Origin of the sequence: Methanomicrobium sp. W14 (genome assembly GCF_017875315.1) — an archaeon.
Lineage (GTDB): Archaea > Halobacteriota > Methanomicrobia > Methanomicrobiales > Methanomicrobiaceae > Methanomicrobium.
This window is the reverse complement of record NZ_JAGGMM010000001.1, coordinates 1,027,054-1,052,027: the sequence shown is the minus strand read 5'-3', so window position 1 is coordinate 1,052,027 and position 24,974 is coordinate 1,027,054. Positions and strand designations below refer to the sequence as shown.

The following is a 24,974-nucleotide window of genomic DNA, read 5'->3' as shown; positions in this document are numbered from 1 at the left end:
GTTTTTGATTTTTGATATTTTGGGGATATTAAACCTTAATTAAATATTAGTGAAGTTTTGTAAAATTTAATTTTGTTGTTTGCAGCAAAAGCGGGAATAATCAAAAAAATTATTCCTTGAAAACTGTTTTATCCGGTCGGAATATGAAACATTTTTTAATGTTAATATTTTTGCACGAATGTACGGGATGTTGTTTCTCTCATATTTTTTTACCCGGTTAATTAAGATAAACTGGCTTATTTCCTGGAAATAACAAAAATAACTGTTTTTTTTAAATTTACTAGTATATAAAATAAAACTAAATGATAATGTATTTAAATTTCCCCGCAATAATTACTTATTTGAGGTGAATTTACCTTGAGTTATGGAATAGAATTTGTGCCAGGAAATATTTCCGTAAAGGAAGTAGTAAAATACTGTAAACTTGCAGAGCAGAAAGATATCGACTTTGCATGGATTACAAACCATTATAACAACCGTCACTGCTACCCGACACTTGCAGCAATCGCGCAGGCAACGGACAACATCAAGATGGGTCCGGGTATAATGAATACATTTACAGATACCCCTGCAGCAATTGCATCGTTTATGTGCACTCTCAATGAAATATCGGAAGGACGTGCAGCACTTGGTATCGGCCCGGGAGACCTTTCAACACTTCCAAAGCTTGCAATTCATGCTGAAAAGCCTGTTGCACGCTTAAAAGAGGGTGTCCAGCAGATAAAGGCACTCTGTGCAGGTGAGGAAATAAAGAAGACCGGAAAGATGCAGTTCTTTGACTACGACGGTGCAAAACTTACAGGTGTCCAGCTTCCGCCAAAGAAGAAGCAGATCCCGGTATATATTGGTGCACAGGGTCCAAAGATGCTTGAGCTCGCAGGAGAAATTGGAGAAGGAGCACTTATCAACGCATCAAACGCAAAAGACTTCGAAGTTGCAATCCCGATAATCAAAGCAGCATGTGACAAAATCGACGAGAAGAAATTTAAGAAGTTCGATGTCGGTGCATACACTGCAATGTCAATCGATCAGAGCGAGAAAAAGGCACGCAATGCAGCAAAGATTGTTGCAGCATTCATAGCGGCAGGTTCACCACCGGCACTTCTTGAGCGCCACGGTCTTGACGCTTCAAATGTGGCAAAGATTAAAGATGCACTTGCACGCTTTGACTTTGGAGCTGTCGGAGGTCTTGTCGGCGACGGTGAAATCGATGCATTCACAATTGCAGGAACACCTGAAATGGTTAAAGATAAATGTGAAAACCTGTTGAAATCCGGTGTCACACAGATTATCTTCGGCTCACCGCTCGGACCAAACATGACCAACTCAATCCGTCTCCTCGGAAAATACATTATCTGAGAGAGAGACGAAAGAGTTTATAAATACCTTTTTTCTTTTTTTAAAATCTGATTTGTCTGAATGAATAGGTAACTGTTGTTGGACAGTTCCCGGTATTAATGCCTTTTTGCAGCCGGTATTTATCATTATTTATATAAGCAATAGTGTTTCAACAGTTTAACTGAAAGCCAGAAAATTCATATAATTTTTAACTTTGAGAAGGGCGGATATGTTTTCAGAAAAAATTTTTACATTACAGGGCCGCAGAGTATATCAAAGATATGAGGCTTTAACCGGATTCAGAGCAAGAATCAGTCCTTCAAGAGTGAACAGGTGCACGGACTCCGAACCTGCACCGGCCAAGTCCTTTGAAACATGTCAGTTTTGTCCTGAAAGAGTATTCAATGAAACTCCGGTATTTGAGGACGGCATGAGGATTGCTGTCGGTGAAAGTGTAACATTTCCAAACCTGTATCCTTTCGCGGAAAAGCATGTTGTTACTGTTATAACAAGAGAGCATTCTCCTTTAAAATTTACCGAGAAGCAGGTTCGTGACGCTTTAAAGGCCCAGTATCTTGCGCTTGCAAAATGTAAGGGTTATCCGTCAATAAACTGGAATAACCTTACTTCCTCCGGTGCAAGTATGGTCCACCCCCATATGCAGGGAATATCAGACAGCAGCCCTACATATGTTACTGAAACATATCTGAAAAAAAGCATTGAATACATTGAAAAGACGAACGGGAACTACTGGGATAAAGTCCGGGAATGCGAAAAAAACTCTGAAAGATATCTCTTTGGAGATAGTATAATCTGGTCTGCAAGTCCTGTCCCTATGGGGGAAAAGGAAGTAAGGGGATATATGGACATATCCTCTATATCGGAGTTTCCTGAATGCATAAATGAGGTTGCATCAGGAATAATAAAAATAACAGATTTTTACAGAAGCTTCGGGCATTATGCATACAATATGGCTATAAGATTTGACAAAGATAATTCAGACGGATCATTTCAGGCCTTTGTGTCTCTCATAGCGAGAATCAACCCGTGTTCTTTTGGATCGTCAGATTCGGCATTCATGGAGAGGCTTCATTTTGAGCCTGTTGTGATGACTGTCCCGGAAGACCTTGGGGAATACTACAGAAATGAATTCAGCGGGAAAGTATGAGATATAAGCATACCCTGAAAGGACAATGGTCAGTACTTCTGCTTCTGTCCATTGCAACTGCAATTGAGCTTTTGGACGGGACAGCTGTAAATATTTCGCTTCCGACGATGGCCGATTATTATTCGGTTGATATAAGCACTGTCTCACTGATACCGCTTGTATATTTCCTTGTCATAAGCTGCCTTCTTCTGCCGTTTGCAAAAATCATTGAAAAATACGGCACAAGAAACATCATAGGTGCAGGACTTTTCCTTTTTACTGCAAGTTCATATCTTTGTGCAGTATCGCCGGACATAAAACTTCTAATCATGTTTCGGTGTCTTCAGGCGACCGGCGGCGCTATGATGGCCGCAGGAGTTCCGGCGCAGGTTGCAACAGGCTTTCCGTCTGAAGTAAGGGGAAAGGTGCTCGGAGTGATTATGGGTGCAGGAGGAATCGCTCTTGCGGCAGGGCCTGCCATAGGCGGCTACATCACTCATTTTTTGTCCTGGCACTGGATATTTTACATAAATATCCCTATCGGAATATTTGGAATGGCGCTTACCATGTATGCAGTGGAGGACAGCAGAATAAAATCTTCTCTCAAAAATTTTGATTACGCCGGAGTTGTCACGTTGTGCGCTGCAATGACGTCTTTTCTGGTGATACTGTCCCAGGGCAGCTCATTAGGGTGGAGCTCTCCTGCAACGGCAGTACTGTTCTTCCTTTTCGTCGTTTTTGCAGTACTTTTTGCATACTGCGAAAAGAGGCACAGTGATCCCATAATAGATATAGACATCTTCAAAAACCCTGGTTTTTCCGGCTCAGTCGTATTTCTCGTAATTTTTGAGATACTTCTCGGTGGTGTCGAATTCATCCTCCCGTTCTATCTTGAAAGTGTTCTTGGTATGACTCCTGATATTTCCGGTCTTTATCTTCTTATTCCGCCACTGATAATGATTATTGCAGGTCCTGCCGGAGGTTCAATTTCAGACTACGAGGGGAACAGGTTAGTCTGCTCGACTGCCGGTTTTCTTGCGGCAGTTTCATTTGTAATACTTTTCCTGTCTCTTGGTAATATCAGTGCAAATCAGATTTACCTTGTGATAGGCCTCATAGTTTTCGGAATATCAATCGGGACAGTTGCAAGTTCGGGTGCGAACAGAATTATTGAGCAGTGCCCTGAAGATCACAGGGTGACAGGCTCTGCGGTCAGCAATCTTGTGTTTTACGTCGGCATGAGCATGGGGACAGCCGTCTATACGCTTATTGTGCAGGAAAGCCTTGCGTCGGAAATGCCGGGAATAACCGATGTGAATAGTATTTCGGCAGGCCTGATACCGCCAGGAATCCTGACTTCCGCAATGCACCAGATATATCTGTTTTCGTTTTTGCTTGCCGTGGGGGCTATGATAATTTCACTTCTAATCAGGGACAGGGAAGTAATTGATGAACCTTGAAAAAAAGGCCTCCTGAAATTTTTTCCCTTTCTTTCCTGCTTTTTTATTTTCAGCCTGTTTAAAGGATTTAATGCAAAAATCTATTAAAAAAAAGATATTATTAGTTTGATTTACCAGGGCTTTGAGATAAGCTCTACTTTCTTGACTATCTCACCGTCTGCCTTGTGTGGCATACGGATTACGCCGTTGCAGCCCTTTTCTATCTCACGTGCCTCATCGCAAAGAAGTGTAGCTGAACGCATCATTTCGTGTGCGGATGCGACAATCGGTGTGTAGTTCTCATGCCCTTTTGTCATGAAGCAGCCCTTGACGTTTACACCTGCGACTGCCTGTGCAATCTCATATGCTGCACGTGCCTTTGCAAGTGCGTATGGGTTCGTAAACTCTCCTGCAACAGCCTTGTCTGATGTCATGACAATCTTTGGGAGCTCAAGTTCTGCACCCTTCTTTCCTGCCTTTACCTGGTCAATGACTTTGTCCAGTGCGAGCTGGAGTTTGCGGAATGCGCCTGTTAATGAAAGGACTTTCACGAGGTTTCCGTTGTAGTCGGCCATTTCAATCGGGTCGAGGAATTCACGGCGTGCACCTATCATGGAGTCTGCCTTCATGATGATGTATCCGAATGATGACTCCTTGAGTGCTGCAAAGTCATCCTTCTTTGTTGTTATGTCGTCTGTTATTACGACACACGGGATTCCTGCGGCAGCAAGATCCTCACGGGCACCTTTTGGTCCGGGAAGAACGCCGTTTGGAGAAACTACGATGCAGAAATCGGGCTTCCATGCTTTCATGTTGGAGACAACGCGTTCAATGTCCTCAGGCTGGAGCTTTGTTCCGCTTGTCGCCATGAATGACTGCATATCTTCACGGTCTGCACGCTCATCAAGGAGCAGTTCTGCCATTACACCACTTGCGATGTTGCCGAGTTTTGCAATACCTACTTTAACTACCATATTCTATACCTCTCATTTATGAGAACACTTTAAATTTATCGGATCTGCTAATAAAGATTTTGAAAATAATCTGTTTTGATTTGGTTAACTTAACATGTTAAGTAGAAGTGTTTAAGTTTATGAAAACATATAACCATATTAATGAAAGAGAGTCTCCTCACTGAACGTCAGAAAGAAGTCCTTCGATACAGAAAGCAGGGATACACACAACAGCAGATAGCTGATATAATAGAAACTTCAAAAGCCAACGTCTGTACGATCGAAAAGGCAGCGACGGAGAATATCAAGAAAGCGAAGGAAACCCTGGAATTTTTGTATACTCTGGATGCCACGCATCTCTGCACCATAAAAGCAGGGTCGGATTTTCTTGATGCCGCAAAGGAAATATTCAACGAGGCTGAAGGTCTGGGCATTAAGGTAAGGTATGACACCATATCACTTATCAACCGTATGCGCGATTCAAATCCGGAAAGGTTTCGCGCAAGATACATCAGGGAAGATATTGATGTCTACATAAACAAAGACGGGGATATATACTTCAATTAATCAATACCTGCGGTTTTTGAAAATACCATAAATACTATTTATATGTCATTCTGTGAGTATTTCACTTGTTATCCTGTTCATTTCAATTTCCGGATTTGAATGAGAAATTTTTGTCATGAAATCTTTCCTGTTTTTAGAATTTATCATTACATTTATATCAGAATAAGGAAAACATTTAGGAAACCGTTATAAGAAGCAGATATCCAGCGGTCATGCAATCTGCCTTCTGAAAGCAGAACGCAGGGCTTTACGGGTTGATAATTCTTGTAATGAGGTTGCCCGGGACAGTTGTGAAATGTAATTTTTCGCCAGTGTCCTGGTGATTGCCGAGATAGTAGGTCGCCCGGGTTTTTCTCCGTGAAATGTCCGTGCGACGGGCTGAAGACGTAGGATCTGATATATGCGCCGAATGCAGGGTGGACGAAAATGAGTTTTTCGGCCCTTTTTCCGGTTATTTGTTCAGGAGATATATTCCTGAAAAAATAGACTTACGGAAGAGCGCAGTGAAAGGTCAGAATCTGTTTGAGAGACGTGGAATGAACTGCCCTTTGAAAGGGTGGTTTTAGGAAAAGGTCATTTGTGGTTTTTCCTAAAAAAAGATGTTTATGGTAACCGGCATTTAAAAAAACATGCCAATATGCCTGACAGTCACGGATATCAAAGGTTCATTTAGACCAGACGAGATCGTCTGTTTAACCCAAAATGTCCGGAAAAAACGTAAAAATACAATAATGCCTGCAAAATTCAGGAAGAAGTTTTTGTGAGCATTAGGACGTAAAATTTGTGTGTTTTTTTCGGAATCTCGGAAAAGTCAGAATCGATGCATAATAAAAGCAAGATTTAGGATTGATTAAAAGATGGCCCAAATATCCAGACCACGCAGAGGATCACTTGCATACAGCCCCCGCAAGCGTGCGAAAAGCCAGGTGCCAAAATACAACTCCTGGCCTGAGTATGAAGGGGAGCCGAAACTGCAGGGCTTTGCCGGATACAAAGCGGGTATGACACATATTGTTATGGTTGACGATCATAAGAACAGCCCAAGCGAGGGCAGAGAGATCTCAGTGCCTGTAACAATTGTCGAAATACCTCCCATGAAAGTAGTTGCCGTGCGTGCATACAGTGCGGATACATATGGAAGGCATGCATTCTCGGAAGTGTGGGCAGAAGATGTCGACGAGACGCTTGATAAGCGCGTCAACGTTCCAAAGAAGAGCAATGCAGAGGAAAATACGGGAAAAATCCGTGAAGCCATAGAAAAAGGCATAGTTTCGGATATATTTGCTCTTATGTACACCCAGCCCTCAATGCTTTCAGGTGTCCCCAAGAAAGTCCCGGACATGATGGAGGTCCGTGTTGCAGGAGGAGACGTTATGGCACGCCTTGACTTTGCAGCAGGTCTTCTGGGAAAGGAAGTTGAATTCGATGCCGTGTCTGACGTAGGAAAATACCTCGATGTGACAGCCGTCACAACCGGAAAGGGAACAGAGGGCCCTGTCAGGCGCTGGGGAATTCAGGTAAAAAAGAGCAAACACTCACGTCAGGGAAAGAAACGCCATATAGGTAACCTCGGTCCGTGGACACCTCACCATGTCAGGTGGCAGGTTCCCCAGATGGGTCAGATGGGATACCAGCAGAGAACCGAGTTCAACAAGCGTGTTCTCAAAGTAGGCGATTCTCCTGATGAGGTCAATCCAGAAGGCGGATTTGTAAAATACGGCCTTGTAAGGGGCAAATATATAGCAATCAAGGGGTCTGTCCCCGGCCCTGTAAAGCGTTTAATTAGGCTGAGACCTGCAATCCGCAACAGAGATCATGTTGATCGCGTACCGTCAGTCAGTTATGTCAGCACAATGAGTAAGCAGGGATGATCTGAAAGATGAAGACAGATATTAAATCGGTTGACGGCGGGGTTGCAGGAGAAATAGAACTTCCGGCTGTATTTGATGAACCATACCGCCCTGACCTTATCAAAAATGCAGTACTGGCGATTCAGAGCACACGCTACCAGCCTCACGGTGTGAACCCTTATGCAGGTATAAAGACATCTGCAGAATCCTGGGGTAGCGGTCGTGGCGTTGCTCAGGTGCCAAGAATAAACAACGGCTCACGTGTAGCCCGTATCCCACAGGCCGTGGGAGGTCGTGCGGCACATCCGCCAAAGACTGAAAAGAATCTTGTCCGCAAGATGAACAAGCAGGAAAAGAAGAAGGCAATCAGGTCGGCAATAGCTGCAACCACAAAGGAAGAGCTTGTTATTGCACGCGGACACAAATTTGAAGGCAAAGTACCTTTTGTATTTGATGACTCTTTTGAATCGCTTGAGCAGACAAAGGACATTGTAAAAGCCCTGGAGCAAAACGGACTTTACGCAGACGTAATCCGCTCAAGGAACTCAAGGAATATCCGTGCAGGACGCGGAAAGCTTCGCGGACGCCGCTACAAACAGAGCAAGAGCCTGTTAATTGTTACCGGTGATGCACCACTTCGCGCAGCCAGAAACCTTGCAGGCGTTGATGCAGTATCAGTTGAAGAGCTTAACACTGAGCACCTTGCACCCGGAACGCATGCAGGACGTCTTACTGTCTGGACCGTTTCTGCAGTAAAGAAGCTGGAGGAGCTGAAATGATTATAAAATACCCTTATGTCTCTGAAAAAGCTTCAAGGGATCTTGAATTTGACGGAAAACTCCAGTTTATCGTCGACCGCAAGTCCTCAAAGGAACTTGTCGCAAAAGAAATAGAAAGGATGTTTGACAAAAAGGTAGTCTCTGTAAAGACCCTTATGACGATGAAAGGGCACAAGAAGGCAATAGTTTCTTTTGCAGACGAAAAGGACGGAGAAGAAATTCTCAGCAGACTTGGAGTATTATAAGGTGGTGTAGATGGGAAAACGTATTATATCACAAAACCGCGGACGCGGAGGACCTACATACCGTGCACCTTCGCACCTTTACAAGGCTTCGCTCAAACATCCCGGACATGTAGCCGAGACTATTCACGGTGTCATTATTGACATAGAGCATGACCCTGCAAGGCACGCACCTATCGCAAAAGTTGAGCTTGATTCCGGAAAGAAAATCTACATGCTTATAACAGAGGGCATGGGAGTCGGTGAAAAGGTTGCATGGGGTCCTGAAGCAGAGGTTAAAAACGGCAACACTCTCAGGATGGCAGACATCCCTGTCGGTGCATATGTCTGCAATGTCGAGGCAAGACCTAACGACGGCGGAAAATTCATCCGTGCATCAGGGGTTTTATCCCAGATTATAGGCAAGTCTGACGATGGCCGTGTAGGTCTTAAGATGCCGAGCGGAAAGCACAAGTGGTTCAACGGGGACTGCCGTGCAACTGTAGGCATTGTCGCAGGCGGCGGAAGAAGCGAAAAACCGTTTGTAAAGGCCGGTAAGAAATACCACAAGATGAAGACGCAGGCTACGAAGTGGCCTCGTGTGAAAGGAGTATGCATGAACGTTATCGACCACCCGTTCGGTGGCGGTGGACACCAGCACTGCGGACGTCCAAAGACAGTATCCCGCGGTACATCACCGGGCAGAAAGGTAGGATCGATTGCTGCAAGGCAGACCGGAAGGAAATAACGGAGTGTAGCAGATTATGGCAAAAAAACAGCAGAAAAGGTTGCCGAGGCGAAAAGAAGAGTTCACCTATCACGGCTACAAGATTGAGGAACTTCAGCAGATGAGCCTGAGTGAACTTCTCCCAATTATGCCGTCCAGAGCTCGCCGCAAATTCAACCGCGGTCTCTCTGAAGGACACGAGAAGCTTCTGGCTGAGTTCCGAAATGGCAGCGAACGTATCAGGACACACCAGCGTGATATGGTGATACTGCCTGAAATGGTTGGAAAAAGCGTTGAGATACACAACGGAAAGGACTTTGTGAAGGTCGAAATACAGCCTGAAGCGGTATTTATGTACCTCGGTGAGTTTGCACTGACAAGAAAGCGTGTCACACACGGAAGTGCAGGTATTGGTGCAACAAGGTCAAGTAAATTCGTTCCGCTGAAGTGATTGATATGGCAAGGACAAACTATTCACTTAAGATGGACGGGGACAAATTCGCCCGTGCAAAAGCAAACGAACTTCCATGCTCACCTAAGCACTCAATTGAGATTGCAAAGTTCATACGCGGCAAGAATACAAAGAAGGCAATTGCCTATCTTGAGGATGTTGTTGCAGTTAAAAAAGCAATTCCTTTCAAGACATTCAATATGGATGTAGCGCACAAGCGCGGACTTGACAAGTGGGATGCAGGAAGATACCCTGTAAAGGCATCGGCGGAATTTATCAGACTTTTAAAATCCGTTGAAAAAAATGCCGAGTACATCGGACTTGACACCGAAAAACTTGAGATACTCTCGGTTTCGGCAAACAGGGGCAGAAGAACACGCGGTGTTTTCCCTCGTGCAATGGGAAGGGCGACACCAAAATTCGCTGAATCTGTGAATGTTGAAATTATAGTTAAAGAGGTGGAGTAAATGGCAGTAGAGAGAAGATTTGTCGAGGACGGCATCCGCAGCGCACGCGTGGAGCAGTTCTTCTCAAAAGAACTCAAAAGGGCCGGATACGGCGGAATGGATATTATTCGCACTCCACTCGGGACGCAGATAACGATATTTGCTGAAAAACCGGGGATAGTCATCGGAAAGGGCGGAAAAGTAGTACGTGAGATTACATCGACTCTTCAGAACGACTACGGCATAGAATCACCGCAGATTGAAGTTCAGCAGGTGGACAATCCGTCTTTTAACGCACAGATTATGGCAGAACGCCTTGCGAATTCTCTTGAACGCGGCTGGTACTTCAGAAAGGCCGGAACAAGCATTCTCCGCCGTGTAATGGAGTCGGGCGGCCTTGGATGCGAGGTAATTCTATCCGGTAAACTTACGGGAGCACGTTCACGTGTCCAGAAGTTTACTCAAGGCTATATAAAGCACTCGGGTGAGCCCAGTGAGACTATTGTTGAGCATGGCTATGCGATTGCAATAAAAAAGCTTGGTACAATAGGCTGCCAGGTCAAGATAGTTCCGCCAGGAGCAAAGCTTCCCGATCACTTCGAAGTAATTGAACCTGAAGTAAAGGAGTTCGACCCCGAAGAAGTGTCATTAAAAGAGACTGTCGAAGAAGTCCCGGACGAGGACGTTATCGGACAGGAAATCGACGCCGAAATGGAAGCAGCAGAAGATGTACCTGATCAGGAGGATTTCTGAAATGGCGATATTACGTGCATCCGAAATCTCCCAGTTCAGTGATGTGGAAATATCCGAGCAGCTTGACAAGCTTGAGCTTGAGCTTGTTCAGGACCTGGGTAAAGTAAGTGCAGGTGGTGCCCCGGAAAATCCCGGACGTGTCCATGAAATAAAGCGCACTATTGCACGCATTAAAACCGAGCAGAACAAGCGGAGAAATAAGGCTTGATAACTCCACGGAATGTATTAAGGCATGAGCTTATCGGGTTAAAGGCAGAGGTCTTCTCCTCGACCAACCCTTTTCAGGCAGGCATCAGCGGAACAGTCGTTGATGAGACAAAAAACATGCTGGTGATACGTTCCGAAAGAGGCCTTAAAAAAGTGCAGAAAAAAGGCGCAGTATTTGACATTGAGCTTCCAGATGAGACCCAGGTAAGGGTTGATGGATCAGTGTTGATTATGCAGCCTGAAAAAAGAATCAGCATGCGAATCAAAAATCTGAGGTAAATATGGCTAGAAATATAGGGTTAAACGTCAAAGCACCGGAAAAGGAATGCAATGACGTAAACTGTCCATTTCACGGCACTTTGCCGGTACGCGGCCAGGTGATTACCGGTAAAGTCGTGAGTGACCATATGCAGGGGTCTGTTGTGGTATCAAGAGATTACCTGCACTACGTGAAGAAATACAAGCGTTACGAAAAGCGTTCGTCAAAGCTTCACGCACACAACCCTCCGTGCCTTGGTGCAAAAGTCGGCGACACCGTGAAAATAGCAGAGTGCAGGCCGATATCCAAGACAAAGACATTTGTTGTAATTGAGGTGTCCGGAGAATGAAAGCGATTCAGTCCCAAATTCCGAGGGCGCTTGCAACAGGAACAAGGCTTACATGTGCAGACAACACCGGTGCACGCCAGGTGCAGGTAGTGTCAGTTGACAGGTATCATGGTGTCCGCAGGCGTCAGCCAAAACTTGGTCTTGGCGACATGGCAACAGTAAGTGTCAAGAAGGGTACTCCGGAGATGCGGAGAAAGCTTGAAAAAGCGGTCGTAATCAGGCAGAGAAAAGAGATAAGAAGGGTAAACGGCCTTCGTCTTTCATTTGAAGACAATGCAATGGTTATTACAAATGAAAAGGGGGAGCCCAAGGGAACCGAGATAAAGGGACCTGTCGCCCGTGAGGTTGCCGAGCGTTTTCCAAAGATTGGATCGATGGCGACAATAATTGTGTGAGGTGAAGTTGTAATGGTAAGAATCGCAAGCAGCCAGCCCAGGAAGCAGCGCAAAGCCCGTTATACAGCACCGCTTCATGCACGCGGCAAGTTTCTTGATGCATCCCTTTCAAAGGAGCTCCGTGAAAAATACAACAGGCGTTCGTTCCGTGTTGTTGAGGGAGATACAGTAAAGGTTCTCCGCGGAGACAACAGGGGCGATGAGGGTGTCGTAGACGGAGTGAATACCGAGAAGGGAACAGTACTTGTCCATGGAGTTTCTGTAACGAAAGTTGACGGAACTGAGGTTCCAAGACCTGTATGCGCATCTTCGGTCCAGATTGTGAAACTTAAGCTTGAGGACAAGGTCCGTGAGGAGAGACTGGAGGGTAGAAAGTAATGTCAAATCATATGAAAAGACTTAACTCGCCGTCAGGGTGGCGTGTTGCCAAAAAAATAAACAAGTTTGTTGCAAAAACATCTCCGGGCCCCCACAACAAGAAAGCAATGCCTATGGCAGTGTGGCTGAGAGATCACATGGGTCTTGCCCTTAACATGAAAGAGGCTAAAAAGATCCTGAAAGACAGGTCTGTTCTTGTAAACGGTGTCGTATGCACTGACCCGAAACTTGGAATCGGTGTGTTTGACATTGTTGCAATACCTAAGACAGAGAAGTATTACAGGATTCTCCGCAACAAAAAGGGAGACTATGTCTCGGTTCCAATCTCTGCAGAAGACGCTTCCACGCGCCTGTGCAAGATTTCAGACAAGACTATTGTGAAGGGCGGAACAATCCAGCTTAACCTGAGATACGGTGCAAATATTGTAGTTGACACCCAGGACTACAAGCCTAAAGACTCGGTTGTTCTTACTATAACCGGTGACGACCGCATGAAGGTCGTCGATCATTTCAGCTACTCTGAAGGCAACTGTGCGATGATAATAGGCGGCAGTCACTCCGGTAAGATCGGAAAAATCTCAAGGATTGACACAATTCCGGGAAGCATTGCAAACAGGGTCTATTTAAAAGATCTGAAAAGCGGCGAGGAATTTGATACAATTGAAGATTACATCTTTATGGTCGGAGCATCCGAGCCGGCAGTCAGCACATGGGGGATTGAAGAGTGAGCTCAATGCAGAAAGTCCATGTTGACAAGGTTGTAATTCACATGGGTGTCGGAGAGGCCGGTGAAAAACTTGTCAAGGCAGAGAATATCCTTAAAGAGATATCAGGCCAGAAGCCTGTGAGGACTATTGCAAAAAGAACCCAGCCTGCTTTTGGTATCAGGAAAGGCCAGCCTATAGGCTGTAAAGTGTCGCTGAGAGGAAAGGCAGCTGACGACTTTGTCTCAAGTGCTCTTGAGATAAACGAAAAAAAGCTCTTTGAGCACCAGTTTGACAAATCCGGAAATGTTGCTTTTGGAATTGAAGAGCACACTGATTTTCCGGGACAGAGCTACGATCCTATGATTGGTATCTATGGTATGGATGTCAACGTAGTCATTGAAAAGAAAGGCATTCGCATTGCAAGAAGGAGCATCCAGACAAAGAAGCTTCCTGAAAAGCAGAGGGTGTCACGCGAAGAAGCAGTCAGATTCATGCAGGATGAATTTGGCGTGGAGGTACAGTAAAATGGCGCAGAATAAATCGAAAAACGAGGAGGCACCCACAAAGAAATTTGGTCGTGGTGCAAATGAGTGTCAGATGTGCGGCAGAAAGCAGGGTCTTGTACGCAGGTACAATATAATGCTGTGTCGCCAGTGCTTCCGTGAATATGCCGCAAAAATCGGCTTTAAGAAGATGAATTAATCAGGAGTGATTTGAAAATGGCAAGGCTTAATACAATTGCTGATGCAATGAGCGCAATTAAAAACGCTTCTGATGTGGGTAAGACAGAGTGCATCGTCGAACCTGCAGGCACACTTCTTGGAGCAATGCTCGGCATAATGAAGGAAGAAGGTTATATAAGCGGATTTGAGCTTGTTGAAGACGGCAGAGGAAACCAGTTCAGGGTATTTCTCAACGGGGGTATAAACAAATGCGGAGTCATTACGCCCCGTTTTGCTGTCAAGGCAAGTGAACTGGAAAAGTGGGAAAACCAGTATCTCCCGGCGAAGAATTTTGGAACACTTCTCATAAGCACTTCAAAGGGCGTTATATCCCACGAGGATGCACGCCGTCTTGGTGTTGGTGGAGAACTTCTGGGATATGTATACTAAGGTGGCTGAAAGATTATGATCACACAGAGAAAAATAAAAATCCCAAAAGATGTTTCAGCAGAAATCACCGGAGATACACTTCATGTATCCGGACCAAAAGGCAAAATCGAGAGAAGGATGCACTACCCTGGAGTCTCTATAAAGATAGAAGACGGAGCATTCATTGCCGAAACCGAGTCCACAAGGAAGAAAGTTGTTGCAATGCTGGGGACTTATGCTTCTCATGCAGACAACATGTTCCACGGGGTTATTGAAGAATACGTGTATACCATGAAGGTAGTATACAGCCACTTTCCGATTCAGCTTAAGGCAACTAAGGAAGCACTTGAAATAGCAAATTTTCTTGGAGAAAAGCAGTCCCGCTATGCGGCAATCCCTGAAGGTGTCAAAATGAAGGTCGCAAACGACGAAGTTGTCCTTACAGGAATTGACAAAGAGCTTGTTGGAATGGCATCCGGAAGAATCGAAAAAGCAACAAAGGTCCGTGGCCGTGATTCACGTGTCTTTCAGGACGGCATCTATATTGTGAAGAAGGCGTGATTCCGATGGCTGACGACAAGACAAGATTAATAAGAGCAAGAAATGCACAGCGCGGGACTTTCAAGCGCCAGGGGCTTTCCAGAAAGAAGAGACTTGAGGACACCTGGAGAAGGCCCCGTGGTCTGCAAAGCAAACAGAGAAAGCAGTATCGTGCAAAAGGGAGTCATCCCCGTCCCGGCTTTGGAAGTCCTAAGGCAGTACGCGGCATGCACCCGTCAGGGTTTGAAGAAGTAATTGTATTCAATGTCACAGACCTTGAAGGCCTTAATACAGAAGTTCAGGCAATCAGGATCTCGTCAACTGTAGGTGGCAGGAAGCGTGCTGCAATACAGGAAAAAGCTGATGAGATAAATGTTAAAATTCTGAACAGGAAGGACACCCAAAAGCCTGTAAAAGAAGCAGAAGCTGAAGAGACAGAGAAGGAAGAAGAGGTGGCAGACGATGAGTGATCTCAAAAACCAGAAGCGTATGGCCTCCTCGGTTCTCAAATGCGGGATCCATCGTGTAAAAATGGACTCCGGGCGTGAAGATGACATCTCGAATGCAATATCCCGCGAAGATGTAAGGGGTCTCGTAAAAGAGGGCGTTATTGTAGCAAAGCCTGCGAAGGGAAACAGCCGCGGAAGGGCACGCAAGCTTATGGCAAAGCGCTCATACGGACACTGCAAAGGTCCGGGACGCAGAAAAGGAGCCGCAGGTGCCCGTAATCCGTCAAAAGATGCATGGATAAGAAAGATTCGTGCAATCAGAAGAGAGTTGAAAGTCCTTCGCGAAGACGGCACAATAGACTCACATGTCTACAGAATAATGTACAGAAAAGCAGCCGGCGGTCAGTTCAGAAGTGTCGCCCACATGAAGGCGCAGCTTGAACAGATTACAGGGAGGATGGAATAATGGCGACAGGGCCAAGGTATTTAGTCCATTTCCGCAGGCGCCGGGAAGGCAAAACAGACTACTACAAGCGCTTAAAGCTAATAGTATCAGAAAAGCACAGAATGGTTGTCAGAAAGACAAACAAGCATATCATCTGTCAGCTTGTTGAAGCAGGCCTTGAAGGTGACAGGACACTTGTAGCCGCTTATTCCAGCGAACTTGAAAAATACGGCTACACAGGTTCAACGGGAAATACACCCGCAGCCTACCTTACAGGGATGCTCTTTGCAGTGAAAGCCTTTAATGCAGGTTACGAGGAGGCAATCCTTGATATCGGACTTCACCGTGCAAAAAGCGGGGCAAAGGTATTTGCTGCACTGAAAGGAGCTGTCGCAGCAGGGTTCAACGTACCCCACGGCGAGGAGAAACTTCCTGGTGACGACAGGGTAAAGGGAGTGACAATTGCAGAATACGCACCTGAAAAAGCAGGCAGCCTTGTTGAAAATGTCGAAGCTGTTGAAGATGCAATAATGAAGGAGCTGAAATAATGGCCTTTGAACAGGAAGAATGGATTCCTCTCACCGGTCTTGGAAAACAGGTTGCCGCGGGTGAGATCAAAAGTATTGATGACGTCCTGGAAAGCGGCAGGCCTATAAAGGAACCACAGATTGTAGATTACTTCATTCCTGATCTTGAGGATGAGGTTTTGGATATCAATATGGTTCAGAGGATGACTGACAGCGGAAGGCGTGTAAAGTTCCGCTGTGCTGTCGTTGTGGGAAACCGCAACGGATATATCGGGTTTGGACAGGGAAAGGACGCCCAGGTCGGAAACGCCATCAAAAAGGCTATTGGCAACGCCAAACTCAATATCATAAAAATTCAGAGAGGATGCGGCAGCTGGGAATGTGCATGCGGACAGGATCACTCTATTCCAATGCGTGTTGAAGGAAAGGCAGGAAGTGTTAAAGTAACGCTTATGCCTGCTCCCCAGGGCATTGGTCTTGTCACTGGTGATATCGGTAAAAAGGTCCTTGAACTTGCAGGCGTCCGCGATGTCTGGACAGCCTCGAGTGGACAGACCCGGACCACAATCAACTATGCAATGGCAACCTATAATGCACTTCTGCAGGCAAATCTTATCCGGAAAGGAGGTCGCAGATAATGTACTTCGTGGTTCAGGTGCGTGGCGTTGTAAACACCAGCAGAGAGATAAAGGATACTCTCAAGATGCTGCGTCTTCACCACATCAACCACTGTGTCCTTATCCCTGATACCCCGGCTTATATGGGTATGATAAGAAAGGTGAAGGACTACGTTGCATACGGGGAAGCCGACTCTGAAATACTTGCAACCGTCCTTAAGACACGCGGCCGCCTTACTGCAAATGAAAAGCTTACTGACGAATACATCAAGGAAAACTCACAGTATTCTGACATTGAAGCTTTTGCAAAGGCAATCTGTTCCGGTGAGGCTGAAATTACGGATATCCCCGGACTAAAGCCGGTCCTTCGTCTTCACCCGCCGAGAAAGGGTTACAAGTCCATCAAGCGCACCTACCAGCAGGGAGGGGCCCTTGGAAACTATGGCAGCGAGATAAACAGTCTTCTCTACAGGATGAGGTGAAAAAGGGATGCCGGTAAATAAAAGATCAAAATACCGTGGTTCACGCACATGCGGCGGGGGTACACATAAAAACCGCCGTGGAGCAGGAAACCGTGGAGGAATAGGGAGAGCAGGTCACAGAGATCACAGGTTCTCACATTTCCTCCTCCTGGGCGAGGTGCACAACGGAAAACACGGTTTTGTAAACCAGAACGGAATCAAATGCAAGGCGATTGACATAGGCTCTCTGGATCAGATCCTTGAAAAGCTTGTGGCAGATGGCTGTGCAACATTGGACAACGATGTCTTTGTAGTGAATGCAGAGCAGATCGGAATTAATAAAATACTTGGCGGCGGAAAAGTAAATCATAAGATAAATATCACTGCCGAAGCGTTTTCCGAAACTGCAAAAGCAAAAATAGAAGAGATGGGCGGTCAGGCACTGACCGCCTGAATCATTTTTTGGTGAACCATATATGGGAGCAATGCTGGATCGAATGGAACCGCTGCTGGCAGCAATGCCGTCTGTCAGAAGCCCTGAAGGGCATGTCCATTTCAAGAATAAGATGATGTGGACAGTAGCTGTTCTGATATTGTATTTTTTGCTGACTAATGTTCAGATATTCGGGCTTAGCTCAGAATCCCTGGACTGGCTCGGGATGTATCGTGCCCTGCTTGCTGGAATAAGCGGATCTATAGTGCATCTTGGTATCGGGCCGATTGTCACAGCGTCTATTGTTCTCCAGCTCTTAAATGGTGCCGACCTTTTGGGAATAGACACCTCCAGTGCACGCGGTCAGGTTATGTACATGGGTCTGCAGAAGCTCATGATCTTTGTAATGATCGTGGTTGAGGCTGCACCTAACGTTATAGGAGGTTTCCTTAAGCCTGACTCTGCGATAGCTTTGCAGTTCTTTGGCGGAAGTATGGCAACAGTGTCGTTTCTGATATTCCTTCAGCTCTGTATCGGAGGCGTCCTGATATTTCTGATGGATGAGGTCGTAACAAAATGGGGTATTGGCTCAGGTGTCGGTCTTTTCATCGTAGCAGGTGTATCCCAGGGTCTTATAAACGGATTTTTTAACTGGGCAGCTGTCAAGGACCGATATCCTGTAGGTTTAATCCCAAGGCTTTTTGCTATAATCGGAGATGGAGCCAATATAATTGAGTATTACGGGCTTGATATTCTGGCTCTTATAACAACGCTGATTATATTCGGTCTTGTGGTATATGCCGAATCTACCAGGATTGAAATACCGCTTGCTCATGCAGCAGTGCGTGGTGCAAGGGGCAGGTTCCCTGTAAAGCTCATATATGCCAGTGTCCTTCCGATGATCCTTGTACGTGTTCTTCAGGCAAACTGGCAGATGTTCGGTCTGTTTTTGAGCAATCTGGGAATAACTATTCTCGGTAAGTTTGACGGTCAGAATCCGACAAACGGCATAATGTATGTGACGGCGCCTATAAACAGTCCAAGTGACTGGATGTGGTGGCTGACTGATCTCGGTCACCCCATATGGGAAGTCATTACGAGAATGGGTATTGATTTCTTTGTAATGATAGTTGGAGGTGCAATCTTTGCATTATTCTGGGTCAAAACGGCCGGTCTTGATTCTTCCCACGTGGCAAAGCAGATTCAGATGAGCGGGATGCACATCCCTGGGTATCGAAGGAATGAGCAGGTTCTCGTAAGGTACCTTGATCGTTATATCCCGCGTGTTACTGTTATTGGCGGTATCGCTGTAGGTCTGTTAAGTGTCATTGCAAACTATCTTGGTGTTGTAGGTTCTGTTAGTGGTACAGGACTTCTGCTTACAGTGAGTATTGTATACCGCCTGTATGAAGAAATTGCGAGTGAACAGATTATGGAGATGTATCCGTTTATGCGTAGTTTCTTCGGAAAGGAGTGAATTTAATATGTCTATTGGGAAAAAGGTAGTAATAACGGGGGTACCGGGAGTCGGAAAAACAACTGTTATTGATGCCTCGATGGAAGCTTTAAAGGCTGAGGGTATTTCATATACCTCCATCAATTTCGGAACCTGCATGTTTGAAGTTGCATGCGACCAGAGTATAGTAAATGATCGCGATGAAATGCGAAAACTTGATCAGGAAGTACAAAAGTCACTGCAAAAAACAGCAGCACAGGTAATTGCAAAGATTCAGGAAAATATAATTATTGACACGCACTGCACTGTGAGCACTCCGGGAGGTTATCTTCCCGGACTTCCTTCATGGGTGCTTCAGGAGTTAAAGCCTGACGTTATTGTTCTTGTTGAAACGGATGAGGATCAGATTCTTAAACGCCGTCTTTCAGATACGACACGTTCAAGGGACATGGAAGGTTATGCGGCAATAAAAGACCACCAGAGGTACAATCGCTATATGGCGGCTTCTTATTCCATGTTTACAGGGTGTACTGTAAAGATAATTAAAAATCTTGATTTCCTGCTTGAAAACGCTGTTTCTGAGATGGTTGAACTCCTGAGGTGAGATAAGTCTTATGGCAGCGACAAAAACAAAGCCGGCGGGTAGCAGCGGAGGGATGTTTACATTCCTTATAATAATGGTTCTTGTAATGGTTGTATACAGCGTTCCTTTTCTTCGAAACGCTATTGCGGACATTGCAGGCCTTTTGCTAAACCCTCTGCACGAGATTCTTGGTGTCGGCTGGCCGGTAATGATTCTTGTCCTTGCGGCGATTACGGGATGTTATTCTTCACTTCTCCAGAAATATACAATTGACTACGAGAAGATGCAGAGGGTTCAGAAAAAGATGCGTGACTTTCAGAAGGAATTTCGAGAGGCGCAGCTTTCCGGTGACGAAAAGAAAATGCGTAAGCTTAACGAAAAACGTGATAAAATGATGCAGGAGCAGCTTGCAATGTCGCAGGAGCAGTTCAAACCGCTCGGCTGGATTATGATTATTACAATTCCGATATTCCTGTGGCTTTTACAGATGGCTCCTTCTATGGGCACAATTGTTTTTCCGTTTATGGGAGAGCTGAATCTTACTGATCCTACATTTATATTCATGCCTGCATGGATTGTATGGTATATGCTCTGTTCGCTGACTTTGTCGCAGGTTATAAGAAAAACCCTTGATATAGGGGGCCTCTAATTTTGAAGATAACCATAAGCGGTCCGCCAGGAAGCGGTACGACGTCCCTTGCGAAATATCTCTCGTCCAAATATTCTTTTGAGCTTATTTCTGCAGGAGAAGTTTTTCGCAGCCTTGCAAGAGAAAAAGGAGTGAGTCTTATTGAGTTTGGTGAACTGTGCGAACAAAATCCTGATGTTGACAGGCTTATAGACGAAAAACAGAAGGAAATCGGCGAATCTAAGGAGAATATTATAATAGAGGGCAGACTTGCCGGTCGTATGGTCGGTAACGCCGATTTAAGAGTCTGGATTGCCGCATCCCCTGACTGCCGTGCAGAAAGAATTGCAGAAAGGGAAGGGGTAAGCTTTGAATCTGCAAAAAGTGAAACTTTCGTCCGTGAAAAGTCTGAATCCGAAAGATACAAAAAATATTACAATATTGATATCTGCGATCTGTCGGTCTATGACCTTGTCATAAGCTCTGAAAAATGGGGTAAGGAAGAGCTTGCAAGGGTTGTTGACTCGGCAGTTGAAAATCTGAAGGTCTGACTTAATATTTTTCTGGAAATTCTGGTGAAAATACTTTTTTTAGTTTTATTATTTTTATTCTCACTACATCTGCAAAGAATCAGGGTATAACAATTGATCCTTTAGAAATCAATGCATTTGCCCTGCGATCATATAATGCATAATCCAGGTGTTCGCCTGAAGATATTTCAAATGAATCCCATCCCAGTCTGTCTTCATAGTCAGATAACAGTCTGAAACGGCCTCCTAAGGCGACAATACCGTCACCGGAATAGCTTTTCAACCTTTTTGTATCCGATCCGTAAATTATTATATTGTCGGCAGGTCTTTCATAAATGCCGAGACTTATCATAATTCTGTCCAAAGTGAAGGAATCTCCCAGCGTATTGTCAAATATAATATATTTATTGTTAGCGTCTTCTGAGATTTCCGACGCGGTAACTGATGCTGTAACCGGTTTGTCCATGTTCTTGTTCAGTCCGTTTACGGCAACTACGACCAGTCCTGTTATTAACAGAGTTACTGTAAGCATCAGAAGTACTCCGACTACTTCGGAAACAGCTGAGCTGTTGTGTTTCACGCTCTGTCCTCCATGATTACCTCTGATTTATACAGACGGGTTCCTGAAGGCAGATCATAGACTGCTATTTCAAGAGACGTACGGTTTTTCAGGTAACCATCCAGTTCTTCAGTTTTTAAGCCCAGAAGTCCGGCAGTACTTGTAAGATTTTCAGTTAAGATTTTTCTTCCTGCAATAAATTTTTCAGACTGAATATTTGAGAGCAGAAAGATTCCCTGGTTGCCGTCTACAAATGTAACTACCTGTAGGTTTTCTGTCTTTAGTGCATCTCCGGTTCTGTGCTCAAAAACTATGGAAAAGTTTTGACCGCAGCCGGTTGTATATACTGAAATATCCGCTGAAGGAGCATTTTTAGGGATATTTATAATTCCTCCTGCATATGCTGCCAGAACAGCAGAGATTACCAGTAATATGGAGAGCATCACCATTACGCTGACCACTGATGACACTGCCGTGTAATTTGTGTTCATATATTTCATTTGACGCTCACTCCTGTTTCAAGAATGTCGATTGTCAGAGTGTCTCCTGCAGATGCAGAGATTGTTTTTTCATATCCGTCTTCACTGCTTAATACGATTCTGCCGTTTTTTGAAAAAACATGAGAAATACTGCTATTTTGGCAGTTAAGATTTAAAGCGACAGAGCCGGAACCGCTGATATAGTCAGGTTCTCCAGGTTTCATTGATATGACCCTGATGTTTTTCGTTTCATTGCATGAAGTATAGCTTTCGGCCATACCTGACAGGTAATTCAAAATGTTATTCTTTTCATTATCCTTTCCGTCACTGACCGAATTCAGGCTCACTGAGGCCGGGGCTTTTTTATCGATTCCATCCTTTGTAATCCATACTGTACCGTTTTCATAGCGGTATCCCTGAAGCTCCCATGACGAGAAATAAGGAGTATAAATTACGCTAACGGTTTCTATAGGTATTTTTCTGACCTCTGTGTTATCTTCATATATGGATAACTCTCCTATTTTCGTGTTTTTCATGTCAATTCTGCCTCCTGATTCGGATGCACTAAGAAGAATGCTCCCACCTCCAAGGACCAGAGGTTCACTGAACTGAGACACCCTGCCAAGACTGTATATGTTATCGACGTCGGACGAAAATCTTAAAAATGAATATTTAACGTCTTTGTTATGCAGTATTTCGGACTGCTGTTTTAGACCGGGTACATATGTTGAGGTGTAGACTGCCATGCAGGTGGCAAAAATTGCCAGTATAAGCATTATAGCAACAACGGTGGAAACCGCCTCTTCTGTCTCAGTTCTCATTTTAACCTCACCCTATCGTATGCAGCGATGACCTTCTCTGAATCTATAAGGCGGATGTCATAGTTTCCTGATTCAATATCTGATGGAACTTCAGCACTGATTCTGCACCCGAGATCAAAAGTATCCGAGGAAACGGTATAATCGCCGGAAGACGAATTGTAAGCATATATGGTAAGTCTCTTATCGGTGGCTGATATTGACGCTGTTGTCCCGCTTCCGTCTGATTTCATCATGTAAATGCTCAGGTCTCTTTTATCCGTCCAGTCCCCTCCGTGGTGCCAGAAATATATGACTTTATCATTGACGTCCATTGTGACGTCGATGACTTTTTCACGCTCTCCCGGGAGTAAATTGAAGACTGATGCTGCCATAATGGACACTAAAATTACAACAAGCACTAAAAGAAGCATTTCGCCGACAACAGAGGTTACACCTTCCTCTGTTTTTTTATTAGTGCTTATAAACTGTTTTTCTTTCAGTGATGCGTCTGCTGTCATAATACACCCTCAAATAAGATATACGAAAGTAATGATTGTTGCAGTCAGAAGTAGAGCCGAATGTTTCAGTCCTGCATATATGCTGTTTGATGAAAGCTGCCCTGCCATAATTCCGGAAAAGAACCCAAGAATAATTCCTATGTGAAACATGCCGGCCTTGCTTGAACTGATATCCAGGTTAAGGTTAAAATCGGAAAAACTGGATATAAAAGCGACATTCATCTGGTATGCGGAATACAGGTATATACCAAAAGACAGGTAAATTACGGCAAGATAGACAAATGAGACATTGAACCTTTTTGATTTCATTCTCAGATAATGTTCAAGATCGGAGATTGCGATAGCAAGAATCTCTCTTATGGCATCTGTCACTTCGCTTGCTTTAACAAGGAGAGATATTGCTCTTTTTACGGAGACAAGTCCTATACGCTCTTCCATTCTTACGAGTGCGCCGGAAAGAGAAGAGCCATAACTGAGTTCGTCTGAGACTATTCTTATCTCCGAGGATAAAACTCCGGCTTTACTTGCCGAAATCATTTTTATTGCACTCTGAAGTGTCATGCCAATGTCACGCATGTCTGAGATCTCACGCAAAAACTCTGGAAGCTGTCTTTCAACATTTTTTACGTATTTGCTGCGTATTTCATAGGCAAGCATCACGGGGAAAATTCCTGCAATTATCATCAGGCATATAAAAGTCTCTGTTGTATACTGCGGGATTATCAGGGCTATGTATCCTGTATAATAGGCAAAAAATACCAGAACCGCGGCAATACATCCAAGAGTTATGCCGATATTGTAGTCAGAGATGTAAAATTTAACCGGATGTCTGATTATATCAAGAAGTTTTAAAACCTGTTTGCGGTTGTTGAAGTCTTTAAGAAATTTTTTATCAAGTTCGGTCTTATCGTCAGGCTCAAGAAGGTCCTGACCGAACTCTATGTCTTTTATTTCCTTTCTGGAGATGTCAAGGTTGTCAGGGGGCAGAAGAACATAAAGTACAAAAATTAAGGCAATTGCACCTAAAGGCAGACCAAAATACAAAAGGGGCATTATTCCGTTGAGCTGGTTCTGGCCCGAGAGGTTCTGTGCAACAAGCATTATAATAATTGCAATGGGACCTGCAACAAAAGCGGTGACGTAAATTTCAGCAATCATTTCAAGAAACTGAAGCAGAGCTTCAAGTTCCTGTTTTGCGATTTCACGGTAGGATTCGGATTTTGCATTAAAGAAATTTTTGAGATTGCCGCCTGAACGGTAGACAAGCATAAGATCGTTTATAAGCTCTTTAAACCTTTCTGACGGCGTTACTGAAATTACGTACTCCATAGCGCTCAAAAGGTCCTCCCCGAAAACTTCAACATTGCGGACAATAATCCCGCATTCCTTTGAAACTTCACCATAAAGGTCGTCAGCTTCATAAACGCTTCTGAAAATATCGTAAAGCGGTAATGTTGATGAAAGAGCCTGCATATATGTGACTGCATACGCTAAATCCATGTCAATACTGTTTTTCCGTCCAGAAGCCTCAAGTTGTGGATAATAATAAAAACCAAGAAAAATCAGTGCAGATATGACCACTCCGCCGCCTGCTATAACCAGAGGGTCAGGAACAGGTGGCAGCAGTCCGGGGTTTACATCAAATGTGTAAAGAATTACGCCTGTCATCATTGCAGCAAAAAATGGCAGAACGCTAAGAAGAACGGCTGCCATCATGTACTGATTTACCTGTGTTTTTATATGTGCAGACTTAAGATACAGTGACAGCTGCCTGTTGTTGAGAATAGAATCAATGAAGCCCTCAGAATCTGCCATTTCTATCACTTATAACCAAAAATTTGCCCTATAATCCTGAATTTGGGAAATAAGTCCCGGTATTTCTGCTCTCTCCC

At 44.6% G+C, this 24,974-nt stretch carries 38 protein-coding genes; 32 read left to right on the top strand and 6 right to left on the bottom strand.

The window, feature by feature from the left end:
• Nucleotides 1–357: 357 nt before the first annotated feature.
• The 3 genes from J2128_RS05560 (at nucleotide 358) to J2128_RS05550 (ending at nucleotide 3,945) form a co-directional block, all read left to right on the top strand.
• Nucleotides 358–1,359, top strand: a complete 1,002-nt coding sequence (locus tag J2128_RS05560; RefSeq protein WP_209690099.1) for a 5,10-methylenetetrahydromethanopterin reductase — start codon at nucleotides 358–360, stop codon at nucleotides 1,357–1,359.
• A 208-nt stretch (nucleotides 1,360–1,567) separates the two neighbouring features.
• Nucleotides 1,568–2,506, top strand: a complete 939-nt coding sequence (locus J2128_RS05555; RefSeq protein ID WP_209690098.1) for a galactose-1-phosphate uridylyltransferase — start codon at nucleotides 1,568–1,570, stop codon at nucleotides 2,504–2,506.
• Entirely contained in the window at nucleotides 2,503–3,945 is a 1,443-nt protein-coding gene (locus J2128_RS05550) for an MFS transporter (RefSeq protein WP_209690097.1), read from the top strand. Before J2128_RS05555 ends, J2128_RS05550 begins: the two co-directional genes overlap by 4 nt.
• 110 nt (nucleotides 3,946–4,055) lie before the next feature.
• Here the strand turns inward: J2128_RS05550 and J2128_RS05545 are convergent, their stop codons facing one another.
• Nucleotides 4,056–4,898 carry a F420-dependent methylenetetrahydromethanopterin dehydrogenase gene (locus tag J2128_RS05545; protein WP_209690096.1) on the bottom strand — a complete coding sequence of 281 codons (843 nt, stop codon included), beginning with the start codon at nucleotides 4,896–4,898 and terminating at the stop codon, nucleotides 4,056–4,058.
• A gap of 141 nt (nucleotides 4,899–5,039) precedes the next feature.
• On the opposite strand from J2128_RS05545, the gene J2128_RS05540 reads away from it, so the two are divergent.
• The 29 genes from J2128_RS05540 (at nucleotide 5,040) to cmk (ending at nucleotide 20,747) form a co-directional block, all read left to right on the top strand.
• Entirely contained in the window at nucleotides 5,040–5,444 is a 405-nt protein-coding gene (locus J2128_RS05540; RefSeq protein ID WP_209690095.1) for a Tfx family DNA-binding protein, read from the top strand.
• Between the two features lie 362 nt (nucleotides 5,445–5,806).
• Nucleotides 5,807–6,010, top strand: a complete 204-nt coding sequence (locus tag J2128_RS05535; RefSeq protein WP_209690094.1) for a hypothetical protein — start codon at nucleotides 5,807–5,809, stop codon at nucleotides 6,008–6,010.
• Between the two features lie 291 nt (nucleotides 6,011–6,301).
• Nucleotides 6,302–7,315, top strand: coding sequence for a 50S ribosomal protein L3 (locus tag J2128_RS05530; protein WP_209690093.1), 1,014 nt, complete (start codon nucleotides 6,302–6,304; stop codon nucleotides 7,313–7,315).
• 8 nt (nucleotides 7,316–7,323) lie between these two features.
• Nucleotides 7,324–8,073, top strand: a complete 750-nt coding sequence (gene rpl4p / locus J2128_RS05525) for a 50S ribosomal protein L4 (protein ID WP_209690092.1) — start codon at nucleotides 7,324–7,326, stop codon at nucleotides 8,071–8,073.
• Complete coding sequence (locus J2128_RS05520) at nucleotides 8,070–8,318, top strand: 50S ribosomal protein L23 (protein WP_209690091.1); 249 nt, start codon at nucleotides 8,070–8,072, stop codon at nucleotides 8,316–8,318. The genes rpl4p and J2128_RS05520 overlap by 4 nt, the downstream gene beginning before the upstream one ends.
• A 10-nt stretch (nucleotides 8,319–8,328) precedes the next feature.
• The gene (locus J2128_RS05515; RefSeq protein WP_209690090.1) at nucleotides 8,329–9,042 is read left to right on the top strand and encodes a 50S ribosomal protein L2; all 714 of its coding nucleotides are present in this window, start codon (nucleotides 8,329–8,331) and stop codon (nucleotides 9,040–9,042) included.
• Between the two features lie 16 nt (nucleotides 9,043–9,058).
• The gene (locus tag J2128_RS05510; protein ID WP_209690089.1) at nucleotides 9,059–9,472 is read left to right on the top strand and encodes a 30S ribosomal protein S19; all 414 of its coding nucleotides are present in this window, start codon (nucleotides 9,059–9,061) and stop codon (nucleotides 9,470–9,472) included.
• A gap of 5 nt (nucleotides 9,473–9,477) precedes the next feature.
• Nucleotides 9,478–9,939 carry a 50S ribosomal protein L22 gene (locus J2128_RS05505; protein ID WP_209690088.1) on the top strand — a complete coding sequence of 154 codons (462 nt, stop codon included), beginning with the start codon at nucleotides 9,478–9,480 and terminating at the stop codon, nucleotides 9,937–9,939.
• Nucleotides 9,940–10,671, top strand: a complete 732-nt coding sequence (locus J2128_RS05500; RefSeq protein ID WP_209690087.1) for a 30S ribosomal protein S3 — start codon at nucleotides 9,940–9,942, stop codon at nucleotides 10,669–10,671.
• Between the two features lies 1 nt (nucleotide 10,672).
• Nucleotides 10,673–10,879: a 50S ribosomal protein L29 gene (gene rpmC / locus J2128_RS05495; protein WP_209690086.1), complete on the top strand. Its 207-nt coding sequence runs from the start codon at nucleotides 10,673–10,675 to the stop codon at nucleotides 10,877–10,879.
• Nucleotides 10,876–11,157, top strand: a complete 282-nt coding sequence (gene rnp1 / locus J2128_RS05490; protein ID WP_209690085.1) for a ribonuclease P protein component 1 — start codon at nucleotides 10,876–10,878, stop codon at nucleotides 11,155–11,157. The genes rpmC and rnp1 overlap by 4 nt, the downstream gene beginning before the upstream one ends.
• Before the next feature lie 2 nt (nucleotides 11,158–11,159).
• On the top strand, nucleotides 11,160–11,486 hold the full coding sequence (locus J2128_RS05485; RefSeq protein WP_209690084.1) for a 30S ribosomal protein S17: 327 nt from the start codon (nucleotides 11,160–11,162) through the stop codon (nucleotides 11,484–11,486).
• Nucleotides 11,483–11,881 carry a 50S ribosomal protein L14 gene (locus J2128_RS05480; RefSeq protein WP_209690083.1) on the top strand — a complete coding sequence of 133 codons (399 nt, stop codon included), beginning with the start codon at nucleotides 11,483–11,485 and terminating at the stop codon, nucleotides 11,879–11,881. Before J2128_RS05485 ends, J2128_RS05480 begins: the two co-directional genes overlap by 4 nt.
• Nucleotides 11,882–11,893: 12 nt before the next feature.
• Entirely contained in the window at nucleotides 11,894–12,259 is a 366-nt protein-coding gene (gene rplX / locus J2128_RS05475; protein WP_209690082.1) for a 50S ribosomal protein L24, read from the top strand.
• Nucleotides 12,259–12,987: a 30S ribosomal protein S4e gene (locus tag J2128_RS05470; RefSeq protein WP_209690081.1), complete on the top strand. Its 729-nt coding sequence runs from the start codon at nucleotides 12,259–12,261 to the stop codon at nucleotides 12,985–12,987. Before rplX ends, J2128_RS05470 begins: the two co-directional genes overlap by 1 nt.
• 5 nt (nucleotides 12,988–12,992) lie before the next feature.
• Nucleotides 12,993–13,490 carry a 50S ribosomal protein L5 gene (locus tag J2128_RS05465; RefSeq protein WP_209690080.1) on the top strand — a complete coding sequence of 166 codons (498 nt, stop codon included), beginning with the start codon at nucleotides 12,993–12,995 and terminating at the stop codon, nucleotides 13,488–13,490.
• Nucleotide 13,491: 1 nt separating this feature from the next.
• Nucleotides 13,492–13,668 (top strand): 30S ribosomal protein S14, encoded by a 177-nt coding sequence (locus J2128_RS05460; RefSeq protein WP_209690079.1) that lies wholly within the window; start codon nucleotides 13,492–13,494, stop codon nucleotides 13,666–13,668.
• Between the two features lie 17 nt (nucleotides 13,669–13,685).
• Nucleotides 13,686–14,078 (top strand): 30S ribosomal protein S8, encoded by a 393-nt coding sequence (locus tag J2128_RS05455; RefSeq protein WP_209690078.1) that lies wholly within the window; start codon nucleotides 13,686–13,688, stop codon nucleotides 14,076–14,078.
• A gap of 15 nt (nucleotides 14,079–14,093) precedes the next feature.
• On the top strand, nucleotides 14,094–14,618 hold the full coding sequence (gene rpl6p / locus J2128_RS05450; RefSeq protein WP_209690077.1) for a 50S ribosomal protein L6: 525 nt from the start codon (nucleotides 14,094–14,096) through the stop codon (nucleotides 14,616–14,618).
• Between the two features lie 5 nt (nucleotides 14,619–14,623).
• A complete protein-coding gene (locus J2128_RS05445; RefSeq protein WP_209690076.1) occupies nucleotides 14,624–15,067 on the top strand; it encodes a 50S ribosomal protein L32e in 444 nt (147 codons plus the stop codon).
• A complete protein-coding gene (locus tag J2128_RS05440; protein WP_209690075.1) occupies nucleotides 15,060–15,512 on the top strand; it encodes a 50S ribosomal protein L19e in 453 nt (150 codons plus the stop codon). The genes J2128_RS05445 and J2128_RS05440 overlap by 8 nt, the downstream gene beginning before the upstream one ends.
• Entirely contained in the window at nucleotides 15,512–16,039 is a 528-nt protein-coding gene (locus tag J2128_RS05435; protein ID WP_209690074.1) for a 50S ribosomal protein L18, read from the top strand. The genes J2128_RS05440 and J2128_RS05435 overlap by 1 nt, the downstream gene beginning before the upstream one ends.
• Entirely contained in the window at nucleotides 16,039–16,656 is a 618-nt protein-coding gene (locus J2128_RS05430; protein WP_209690073.1) for a 30S ribosomal protein S5, read from the top strand. Before J2128_RS05435 ends, J2128_RS05430 begins: the two co-directional genes overlap by 1 nt.
• Entirely contained in the window at nucleotides 16,656–17,117 is a 462-nt protein-coding gene (locus J2128_RS05425) for a 50S ribosomal protein L30 (protein WP_209690072.1), read from the top strand. The genes J2128_RS05430 and J2128_RS05425 overlap by 1 nt, the downstream gene beginning before the upstream one ends.
• A gap of 7 nt (nucleotides 17,118–17,124) precedes the next feature.
• A complete protein-coding gene (locus tag J2128_RS05420) occupies nucleotides 17,125–17,550 on the top strand; it encodes an uL15m family ribosomal protein (RefSeq protein WP_209690071.1) in 426 nt (141 codons plus the stop codon).
• 22 nt (nucleotides 17,551–17,572) lie between these two features.
• On the top strand, nucleotides 17,573–19,006 hold the full coding sequence (gene secY, locus J2128_RS05415; RefSeq protein WP_209690070.1) for a preprotein translocase subunit SecY: 1,434 nt from the start codon (nucleotides 17,573–17,575) through the stop codon (nucleotides 19,004–19,006).
• Between the two features lie 7 nt (nucleotides 19,007–19,013).
• Nucleotides 19,014–19,589, top strand: coding sequence for an adenylate kinase (locus J2128_RS05410; RefSeq protein WP_209690069.1), 576 nt, complete (start codon nucleotides 19,014–19,016; stop codon nucleotides 19,587–19,589).
• 10 nt (nucleotides 19,590–19,599) lie between these two features.
• Nucleotides 19,600–20,217: a DUF106 domain-containing protein gene (locus J2128_RS05405; RefSeq protein ID WP_209690068.1), complete on the top strand. Its 618-nt coding sequence runs from the start codon at nucleotides 19,600–19,602 to the stop codon at nucleotides 20,215–20,217.
• 2 nt (nucleotides 20,218–20,219) lie between these two features.
• Nucleotides 20,220–20,747: a (d)CMP kinase gene (gene cmk / locus J2128_RS05400; RefSeq protein WP_209690067.1), complete on the top strand. Its 528-nt coding sequence runs from the start codon at nucleotides 20,220–20,222 to the stop codon at nucleotides 20,745–20,747.
• A gap of 79 nt (nucleotides 20,748–20,826) precedes the next feature.
• On the opposite strand, the gene J2128_RS05395 is transcribed toward cmk, so the two are convergent.
• The 5 genes from J2128_RS05395 to J2128_RS05375 are packed head-to-tail and all read right to left on the bottom strand — an operon-like array spanning nucleotide 20,827 to nucleotide 24,897.
• A complete protein-coding gene (locus J2128_RS05395) occupies nucleotides 20,827–21,306 on the bottom strand; it encodes a type IV pilin (RefSeq protein ID WP_209690066.1) in 480 nt (159 codons plus the stop codon).
• Nucleotides 21,303–21,785, bottom strand: coding sequence for a type IV pilin N-terminal domain-containing protein (locus J2128_RS05390; protein ID WP_209690065.1), 483 nt, complete (start codon nucleotides 21,783–21,785; stop codon nucleotides 21,303–21,305). The genes J2128_RS05395 and J2128_RS05390 overlap by 4 nt, the downstream gene beginning before the upstream one ends.
• On the bottom strand, nucleotides 21,782–22,585 hold the full coding sequence (locus tag J2128_RS05385; protein ID WP_209690064.1) for a hypothetical protein: 804 nt from the start codon (nucleotides 22,583–22,585) through the stop codon (nucleotides 21,782–21,784). Before J2128_RS05385 ends, J2128_RS05390 begins: the two co-directional genes overlap by 4 nt.
• Nucleotides 22,582–23,082: a type IV pilin gene (locus tag J2128_RS05380; protein WP_209690063.1), complete on the bottom strand. Its 501-nt coding sequence runs from the start codon at nucleotides 23,080–23,082 to the stop codon at nucleotides 22,582–22,584. The genes J2128_RS05385 and J2128_RS05380 overlap by 4 nt, the downstream gene beginning before the upstream one ends.
• 9 nt (nucleotides 23,083–23,091) lie before the next feature.
• Complete coding sequence (locus tag J2128_RS05375) at nucleotides 23,092–24,897, bottom strand: type II secretion system F family protein (RefSeq protein WP_209690062.1); 1,806 nt, start codon at nucleotides 24,895–24,897, stop codon at nucleotides 23,092–23,094.
• Between the last annotated feature and the right edge of the window lie 77 nt (nucleotides 24,898–24,974).